Annotated in this window: 5 protein-coding genes and 3 pseudogenes; 4 read left to right on the forward strand and 4 right to left on the reverse strand. The window is 69.3% G+C overall.

The genetic code is table 11. The features are described 5' to 3' along the window. Positions 1–114: 114 nt before the first annotated feature. Positions 115–1322: pseudogene (locus K7G59_RS35510) on the forward strand (DUF4158 domain-containing protein); the annotation flags it as partial. Here the strand turns inward: K7G59_RS35510 and K7G59_RS34025 are convergent. The 4 genes and pseudogenes from K7G59_RS34025 to K7G59_RS34040 form a co-directional block, all read right to left on the reverse strand. Continuing rightward, positions 1304–3538 carry a tetratricopeptide repeat protein gene (locus K7G59_RS34025; RefSeq protein WP_225840550.1) on the reverse strand — a complete coding sequence of 745 codons (2235 nt, stop codon included), beginning with the start codon at positions 3536–3538 and terminating at the stop codon, positions 1304–1306. The pseudogene K7G59_RS35510 and the gene K7G59_RS34025 sit on opposite strands and share 19 nt — an antisense overlap. 315 nt (positions 3539–3853) lie before the next feature. Beyond that, positions 3854–4222, reverse strand: a complete 369-nt coding sequence (locus K7G59_RS34030; protein ID WP_225840547.1) for a hypothetical protein — start codon at positions 4220–4222, stop codon at positions 3854–3856. A gap of 134 nt (positions 4223–4356) precedes the next feature. Then, a pseudogene (locus K7G59_RS34035) lies at positions 4357–5177 on the reverse strand (Tn3 family transposase). Beyond that, positions 5171–6010 carry a hypothetical protein gene (locus K7G59_RS34040; RefSeq protein WP_225840551.1) on the reverse strand — a complete coding sequence of 280 codons (840 nt, stop codon included), beginning with the start codon at positions 6008–6010 and terminating at the stop codon, positions 5171–5173. Before K7G59_RS34040 ends, K7G59_RS34035 begins: the two are co-directional and overlap by 7 nt. Between K7G59_RS34040 and K7G59_RS34045 the strand changes: the two are divergent. The 3 genes and pseudogenes from K7G59_RS34045 to K7G59_RS34055 form a co-directional block, all read left to right on the forward strand. Next, positions 5918–6490 (forward strand): annotated as a pseudogene (locus tag K7G59_RS34045) (transposase); the annotation flags it as partial. The gene K7G59_RS34040 and the pseudogene K7G59_RS34045 sit on opposite strands and share 93 nt — an antisense overlap. A gap of 243 nt (positions 6491–6733) precedes the next feature. Then, a complete protein-coding gene (locus K7G59_RS34050; RefSeq protein WP_225840548.1) occupies positions 6734–7309 on the forward strand; it encodes a hypothetical protein in 576 nt (191 codons plus the stop codon). Between the two features lie 61 nt (positions 7310–7370). Next, positions 7371–7673, forward strand: a complete 303-nt coding sequence (locus K7G59_RS34055) for a hypothetical protein (protein WP_225840549.1) — start codon at positions 7371–7373, stop codon at positions 7671–7673. The last annotated feature ends 594 nt before the right edge of the window (positions 7674–8267 follow it).

Consider the following 8267-nt stretch of genomic DNA (forward strand, 5'->3'; position numbering starts at 1 on the left):
ACAGCCCTTGGCGCTAAGGAACGATCTTGTGCGCCTAGCACAGTGATCCACTCTGCTGCCGGGGTTCGGTGAAAGATCGTATGAGCGGTGTGGCGTGGGGCTACCGTCCGCCGCGTGCCGGTGGAATTCCTGACTGCTGAGCAGGCCGCAGCGTACGGACGGTTCGTGGAGGAGCCGACCCGTCCGGAGTTGGAGCGGTTCTTCTACCTCGACGACGTGGACCGGGAGCTGATCGGGAAGAGGCGGGGTGATCACAATCGCCTGGGGTTCGCACTCCAGATGTGCACGGTCCGCTATCTGGGGCTGTTCCTGGAGGACCCGCTGGATGTGCTGTGGCCGGTGGTGGAGTACCTGGCCGAGCATCTGGGCGTGGAGGACGCCTCGTGCGTGAAGCGGTACACCGAGCGGCTGAAGACGGCGTACGAGCACGCGTGGGAGATTCGTGACGCGTACGGCTATCACCAGTTCGAGGAACACGAGGGGGGCGGAAGTTCCGTACCTTCCTGCACGGGCGGGCGTGGACGGCCGCCGAGGGGCCGGTGGCGCTGTTCAACCAGGCGGTGGGCTGGCTGCGGCGGAACCGTGTGCTGTTGCCCGGGGTGAGCGTGCTGGCCCGGCAGGTGGCGGAGGTGCGGGGCACGGCCGAGCAGCGGCTGTACACGACGGTGGCCAAGGCCGCGCGCCGCGCGGACGCCGCACTGCCGGCGGACCTGGTGGGGCTGCTGGATGTTCCGGGGGGCCGTCGGGTGTCGGAGCTGGAACGGCTGCGCCGGCCGCCGACGCGGACGACGGGCACGAGCATGGCGAAGGCGCTGGAGCGGGTCGATGAGATCGCCAGGTTCCGTCTGGGGCGGGTGCGGATCGAGAAGGTCCCGCCGAACCGGCTGGCGCCCCTGGCTCGTACGGGGCTGGGGTCCAAGGCGCCGAACCTGGAGCGCACCCCGGAGCCGAAGCGCACCGCGCTGCTGACCTCGGTGGTCCGGCACTTGGAGGCGTCGGCGATCGATGACGCGCTGGATCTGTTCGCGCTGCTGATGCAGGTGAAGCTGGTCAGCGCCGCGCGGCGGGCGACGGACCGGGAGTGGGTGGCGGGCCGGCAGCGGGTGGTGAAGGCGTTCCGCATGGTCGACGGGGTGTTCCGGCTGTGGAGCGAGCAACTGGATCTGATCGCCGAGAGCGGCACGGACTTCGATCCGGGCGCGATGTGGCGGGCGCTGGAGACGGAGATCGGCCCGCGCGCGGAGATCGAGGCTGCATCCAAGCTGGCTGCGGAGATGATCGGGCCGGGGGTGGTCAACGATCGTTATTCGACGTTGTTTCCCCCCGACTCCCTCCGCCACAAGGCGAGAATGTTCCGGGTGCCGAGAGTGTCGGGGTGGTCTTCGCCCAGCACCCGTACCTGGTCGGTGAGCAGCTCGGCGAGGGCATCCGCGGCTCCGGCAGCATCCCCCGACTCCCACCGCCACTGAGCGAGATCCCTCCAGGTGTCCAGGGTGTGGAGGTGGTCGGGGCCTAGCACGCGCTCTTGGTCGGCGAGCAGGTCGGTGAAGGCGTCCGCGGCTCCGACCGCGTCCCCGGACTCCCCCCGCCACATGGCAAGAAGACCCCGAATGGCCAGGGTGTCGATATGGTCGGGGCCCAGCACCCGTACCTGGTCGGCGAGCAGGTCGGCGAGGGCGTCCGCGGCTCCGGCAGCATCCCCCGACTCCCACCGCCACATGGCAAGAAAGCTCCGGGTGGCCAGGGTGCCGGGATGATCGGGGCCCAGCACCCGTACCTGGTCGGCGAGCAGGTCGGTGAAGGCGTCCGCGGCTCCGGCAGCATCCCCCGACTCCCCCCGCCACCGAGCGAGATTACTTCGAGCGGCCAGGGTGTGGAGGTGGTCGGGGCCTAGCACGCGCTCTTGGTCGGCGAGCAGGTCGGTGAAGGCGTCCGCGGCTCCGGCAGCATCCCCCGACTCCCCCCGCCACCGAGCGAGATTACTCCGAGCGGCCAGGGTGTAGGGGTCGTCGGGGCCTAGCACGCGCTCTTGGTCGGCGAGCAGGTCGGTGAAGGCGTCCGCGGCTCCGGCAGCATCCCCCGACTCCCCCCGCCACCGAGCGAGATGACCCCGAGCGGCCAGGGTGTAGAGGTGATCGGGACCCAGCAGGTCGCGGGCGGCGTCCGCCAGGCCTCGGAAGTGGGCGACGGCAGCGGTGGCCTGACCACTTTCTCCGAGGCTTCTGCCAGTACGGAAGAGGACGTCATGCGCATCGGTGTGCCACAAAGCATTCCTGGCCTGGCTGATGAGGGCTTCGGCGTTGGCACGCAGGGCTCCGGCGAGGGCGATGTCGCGCTCTATCTTGGGCCAGGCGGCGGTCAGAGCGGCGGCGGCAGTGCGGGCAAGCCGGTCATGCTGATCTGCGGGCAGGGAGTCGCGGACGGCGCGTTGGACAAGGTTGTGTAAGCGCACCGCCTGATGCGCGGTGGCGGGTGTGTGGTCGATCAGGCTGAGCCGGTGCAGACACCGCAACGCGTCGGCCGCGTCCTGCGCGCTGACCTGTCGCCTTCGCACGCTCCCCCTGGTGTCCTCACCGAGAGTGCGGTGTTCGGTGAGGTAGGCCAGAGCCGCAGGCGCGGTCAGGACGGGCGCTGGGATGCCGTTGGAGTCAAGCATCGCGACCAGTTGCAGCATGGGGCGAGCCAGGCCCGCCGGGCGTAGGCGGTCGGCGCGTTCGATGGACAGGGACCACGCGGCAGCGACTGTCGTGGCATGGTCGTCGGGAAGCGCGTCGGGCTCGGGTAAGACGTCCGCCAATGTACGGGCCCGGTCGGCCAGTAGTTGTCGGTAGGCGGTGCAGTCCAGGCCGGAGTCGATGAGGTAGGCGGCGGCCTGGGCCAGGGCCAGCGGCAGGTGCCCGAGGTCGGTGGCCAGGGCGGTGAGCTGGTCGGCCGGTTCGTGGCGATGGTGAGCTGCCAGGGTGGCGGTCAGGTAGGCGGCGGATTCGTCGGGGGTGAAGAGGCCGACGATGACCAGTCGCCGGTCGGGACCAGTCAGGGCGGCGTCCCGGCGGCGGGTGGTTATGAGCGTTCGGCCGCAGGGGCTGGCGGGGGGCCACAGGCCCCGCACGTCGGCCGGCTCGGCGAGGTCGTCCAGGACGACCAGCCACCGGCATGGCTTCGTATCGGGTTTGGGTTCGAGCCAGGCCAGGAACGTTTTCGCGGCCTGCTCCGGGTCCTGCGGGTCGGCGCCGAGGACCTCGATGCCGGCCTGTGCGTAGCCGGACACGGCCGCTGAGCTGGTGCTGGCAGTGATCCACATCAGTACGTCGACCCCGCCGGATTCCCAGGCGGCGCGTGCGTAGTCGGCGGCGAGCTGGGTCTTGCCCACCCCGCCGATTCCCGTCAGGACCTGGCACAGCACCGCCGTGCCCCCGTCGGCGACGGCCGCCCGCAGCTGCTCGACCTCGGTCCGGTGCTGGAAGGACTGTGCCCGGGGCGGGATCACGCCTACCTGGTGCGGCCAGGAGGCCCGTTCTCGCGGGGCGGCCTGTTGCACTATGGTCAATTCGCTGACGTACCCGCTGATGGCCGTGCCGCCCCCGGAGGCGATGGCATCCCCGGTCCGGGATACTTGCACCAGCCCCCCGGCTGAGGGGCCCGCAGGCTCTGGAAGTGGTCCGCGGTAGCCGGTCAGCGCGGTTCCCCCGTCGTGGGCGTGGGCGTCGCCGGTGTCCGTAACCACCACCGGCTGCGTTGGTACATCGCCCTCCGCTCTACGCCCGGCCCCATCGGGGTCGGGCGTAGAGCGGCGTTTCCGGCTCCTCATGGCAGGAAGAGTTCCTTCTCGTGAAGTGCTGCGGGCTGGGGAGGATCAGCTGAAGTCGACGCCGGTGCCGGCACTGCTACCGGGGCCTTGCGCGGTGGCGTTCCCTGTCCGCTCCGCCTTCGCCGACCCGGTCCCCGCGCCGCCGGGACGCCGCACACCAGTGTGAGCCGTGCCGCCGCCGCTTCCGTCAGCATTCCCGGTGTCGGCGGCCAGGTCCGCCGGTCCCGGAACCGGGGCTGGGGCAGGCGGTCGTTGCAGTAGCGCCCAGACCAGGGCGGCGATGCCGGTGGCGGCCTGGACCGTGGCGCCGACCAGCTGGCCAGTATCTGTGCTGTCCAGCAGCCAGACGAGCGGTGTCGACACGACACTGGCCGCCGCAACCACCATGACCGTGATCTTCCAACCTGGCGCCATGCCCGCCCCTTCCCGACAGTTCGTCAGCTCACAGCGTCACGTGCGGCCTTCACTGATGGCAAGGACTGATACCCGCGGCCATCGGTTTCGGTGACCCTCCCTCGCGGACGGCAGATGTTATCGCTGGGATGGTGTCAGGTCTTTTCCGTGCGGCGGGGCCGCAGTGGCCGGTAGCCGGCCGGGTCGAGCTTGGCGAGCTCAGTGTCGACTTCGACGTTGATGGTGCCGAAGAAGTTCACGTTCTCGCTGTGGGCCGGTGAGATGTGCGCGAGGAGCTCGTCGTCGACCGCCCGGCCCTCGGCCCGCATCTGTGCGATGGCCAGGCCGTAGTACTCCGTCGTCCAGGTGACCACCGAGTTGGTCAGTATCGTCAGACACCATGCCTGCTCGGTCTGTGCGGCCAGGTGGCGGTGGCGGATCGCGCCCTCGTGTGCGTACAGCAGGCTGCGGCGCAGCGAGTGCAGGGACTCGCCCTTGTTCAGCTGCCGGGCGATCTTCCTGCGGTAGGTCTCGTCCGCCAGGTAACGGACGGCGTAGACGGTGCGGCGAAGCGCCCCGTACTCCTTCAAAGCCGCCGCCAGGGTGTTCTGTCGGGAGGAGGCGGACAGTTTGCCGACGATCAGCGAGGCGGTGGCGTGCCCGAACTTGATCGACCCGGCCGGCCGCAGCACATCATCCCAGTTCTCCTCGATCAACCCCATATTGATCTTCTGGGTGAGCAGCGGCCCCGCCACCGGCCAGACGCTGTTGACGTCCCGCTGCGGGGCCATGCGATACAGGTGATCTTCCCCAGGTCCCGGATGCGCGGCGAGAGCTGCATGCCCACCGGATCGAACAGCGCAAAGTTGACCAGGGTGACGCCGTGCGTGTCGGTGGCGTGCTCCGTGATGGGCAGGTCGGTTTTGTTGCCCATGATCTCGTACAGCACGTAGTGCGCCTCCCTGCACGTCACCACGATGACCTTCGTGCCGAACGTCGTGTGCTGGTCCGAGACGTGCGCACCTCGCCGGTGCTGGCCTTCCGGTTGCCCAGCACCTTCTCCAGGTCACCCATCGCGGCCGCCAGCTCCTCCCTGCACCCCTCCAGTGCGAGGCGGGCGTCCGTGGGCTTGCCGACCAGCTGGCAGAACTGCTCCCGCTGCCCCTCCCACTGCTCGGGCGTGAACAGGTACGACGCCGGATCCGCGTACCGGCGCGAGGACGGCACGTACACGTCCCCGCTGCGCAGCCTGTCCCGCAGGCTCAGCAGCACCGTCAGCTCCCAGAAGTGCCGGTACGCCGTGACGTCCCTGTCCCGCGCGGCCTGCTCCAGGTAACCGGCCCACTTGGCGGGAACGAAGTCCGTCGGCGCCTGGTCGGGGACCTTCCGGGCCCTGTCCGCGTTCAGCTTCTTCAGGATCGCGACGGCCTCCATGAAGCCCTCGGAGCCCGTACCGCCGGTGAAGCTGATCGCCTTCAGCACGTCCGGGGTGAACTGCCGCAGGTAGGAGTAGGAGTTGTCCAGCATCGCCAGATGACCGTTGTCGCGCGGCAGCCTGCCGGTGCCCTGAGCAACAGCGGCGCGCAGCCGCTCCATGCCGATGCTGTTCCGCAGCAGCCCGCCGACCATCTCGTCCTCGATCCCGGTGTCGACCAGGACCGGCAGGATCTCGTCCAGCAGCGCCTGCCGTCCCTCCCCGGCAGCGGCGCGGGTGACGCGGTTGCGTGGCTTTGGACCCCGGCCGCCGAGGCAGACGGCGAGATCCGCGACGGTGCCTGGGTCGCCGCACTCACCGGCGACGTCCTGCACGGTTGGCCGAAAGGGATGCGGCTGATCGTCCGGAAGGAACGGCCGCATCCGGGAGCTCAGTTGAGGCTGACCGACGCGGACGGCCTGCGGCTTACCTGCTTCGCCACCAACACCACCGGTCAGCCGATCGCCGAACTCGAGCTCCGTCACCGACTGCGGGCCCGCGCGGAGGACCGGATCCGGGCCGCCCGGTCCACCGGCCTGCGGAATCTGCCCCTGAAGCACACCGCCCAGAACCGCATCTGGCTGGAGATCGTGCAGATCGCGCTGGACCTGCTGGCCTGGATGTCGATGCTCGCGCTGACCGGCAAGGCCAGGCTCTGGGAGCCCCGACGTCTGCGGCTTCGCCTGTTCACCACGGCGGGACAGATCGTCACCACCGGCCGCCGGCGGATCCTCCGCCTGGCCCGGCACTGGCCCTGGACCCACCACATCACCGACGCCCTCCACCGGATCGCCCAACTACCCGATCCCGGCTGACCAGCAGATGCCCCGTCCCGACAGCAGCACGACCGGTCCGGAGCAGTGGAACCCGGCGCCCACCCGAGACGACACTCGGGTCGCTGGTCTGCCCGCGCTCAGCCGCAGAGCGCCTGATGGTCCGCCGACTTCGTCGGCGGACCATCACGAAAGTTCGAGGCTAGGCGCTCCAGGGGCGCTGGCCGACCGCGAAAAAGGCCAAGACCCCTCCGCAACGCGTGATGGCGGGCAAGATTCCGTGTCATGGACCTTGCGGGTGTGGCAGCGGTGGTAGGGCTCATGGGAATTCCAGTGACGGTGGTCATCGCTCGATGGCAGCTGCGCAGTGCCCTCGATCAGGCGCAACTCGCCTACCGAGCTGCCATTGAAGCGGCCGAAGCGGCCCACCGGACGGCCCTGCAGCAAGCCGAAGCCGCTCATAGGACCGCACTCGAAGTAGCTCACGCACAGATCAAAGCTGATCACGACAAGTGGCTCGAAGAAGCACAGAGAACGTCATTCCACGCGTTCCAGAGCGCAGTCGGCCGCTTCCGCAGAAAGCTTGAGGAGGGGGCCAACCGTAGGGAACTTCTCAACACGGCGTCGGATCTTCACGACCTCCAATACGAGCTGAGTCTCGTCTGCCCGGAGGAACTCTCCCGCTTGGCGCGCAACCTCTACAGCGCCTGCCGCTTCGAGGTGCTACATCGCATTGACGACTACACAACGCACGCAGAGCGGGTAGCTCTGTACGACACCATGATCAAGCCGTTACGAGTTGAGATCACCGAGTTCGCGAGGGCTCACTTCGAACGCAGGCAAGACCCCAGCGGTTCGTGACCCTCAACAACGCCAGATCAGCACGCGGTGGCGGCGGTGTCGCGATCGAAAGCCGCATTGCGTGCCCTCACCTTCAGCGCGTCGCCTGTCCGTCATCGCCTCCGTCTACCGCGCGCTCTCCGACGCCGAGGAGACCGGCGCCCCGGCCGGGCCGGGCATCGTCGCCTCGCGCCGGCCGACCCGGGCGGACCTCACCGGCCCCGGCGGCGGCACCGACCCCGAGCTGATGGAACGGCTCACCCGGCAGGTCATGGACGGCACCACAGACGAAGTGCTGCACACGCTCGTTGAGCAGACCGAGGACGGGACAGACATTGTGGCGGCGCTGCTGGCGCAGGCCGGAGGCGAAGGGGAGGATGCATGATCCCGATGCCGCCGCATCGCACGAAGGGACCGGGGGTGCTCGGCGCCACTCCTGATCAGCCAATCGGCCCTTTCGGGCGCTGGCCCGAGTCCGGCGAAGACCCGGAGACGGACATCGACGCCGACCAGGACGGGCCTCACCCAGGCGCGTGATGCTGGAGGCGTGGGCCGTATCCGCTTCTGCGCCTCCTGCGGGGCCCGGCTGCCGAGAAGGGCTTCGCCGCGGCGCCGGTACTGCGACGACGTGTGCCGGGCCCAGGCGTGCCGGGACCGGCGGACCAGCGATCGGATCATGGGCGTCGCCCTGATGCTCGGCGAGGCCGAGTGGACCAGCGACGAGGGGATGATCCGGCTGCTGACCTGCCCGGAGTGCGGGCGAATCACCTTCGCCGGCGCCAGCCGCCGCCAGGACACCGTCGACTGCTCAGGACGCTGTCGATCAAGAGCGTGGCGCCGTCGTGAGACCCGCCGCGCTCGACTGCGAGCGTGACGTCCAGCCGTCACAAAACGGCGCTCTACCAGCGAGTATGACGCCTCCACGTCACGCTACTGGGCCCCGACTCGGACAAGATCATTCCTTAGCGCCAACCGCTGG

It is taken from the genome of Streptomyces sp. NK08204 (assembly GCF_020400585.1).
Taxonomy (GTDB): Bacteria; Actinomycetota; Actinomycetes; order Streptomycetales; family Streptomycetaceae; genus Streptomyces.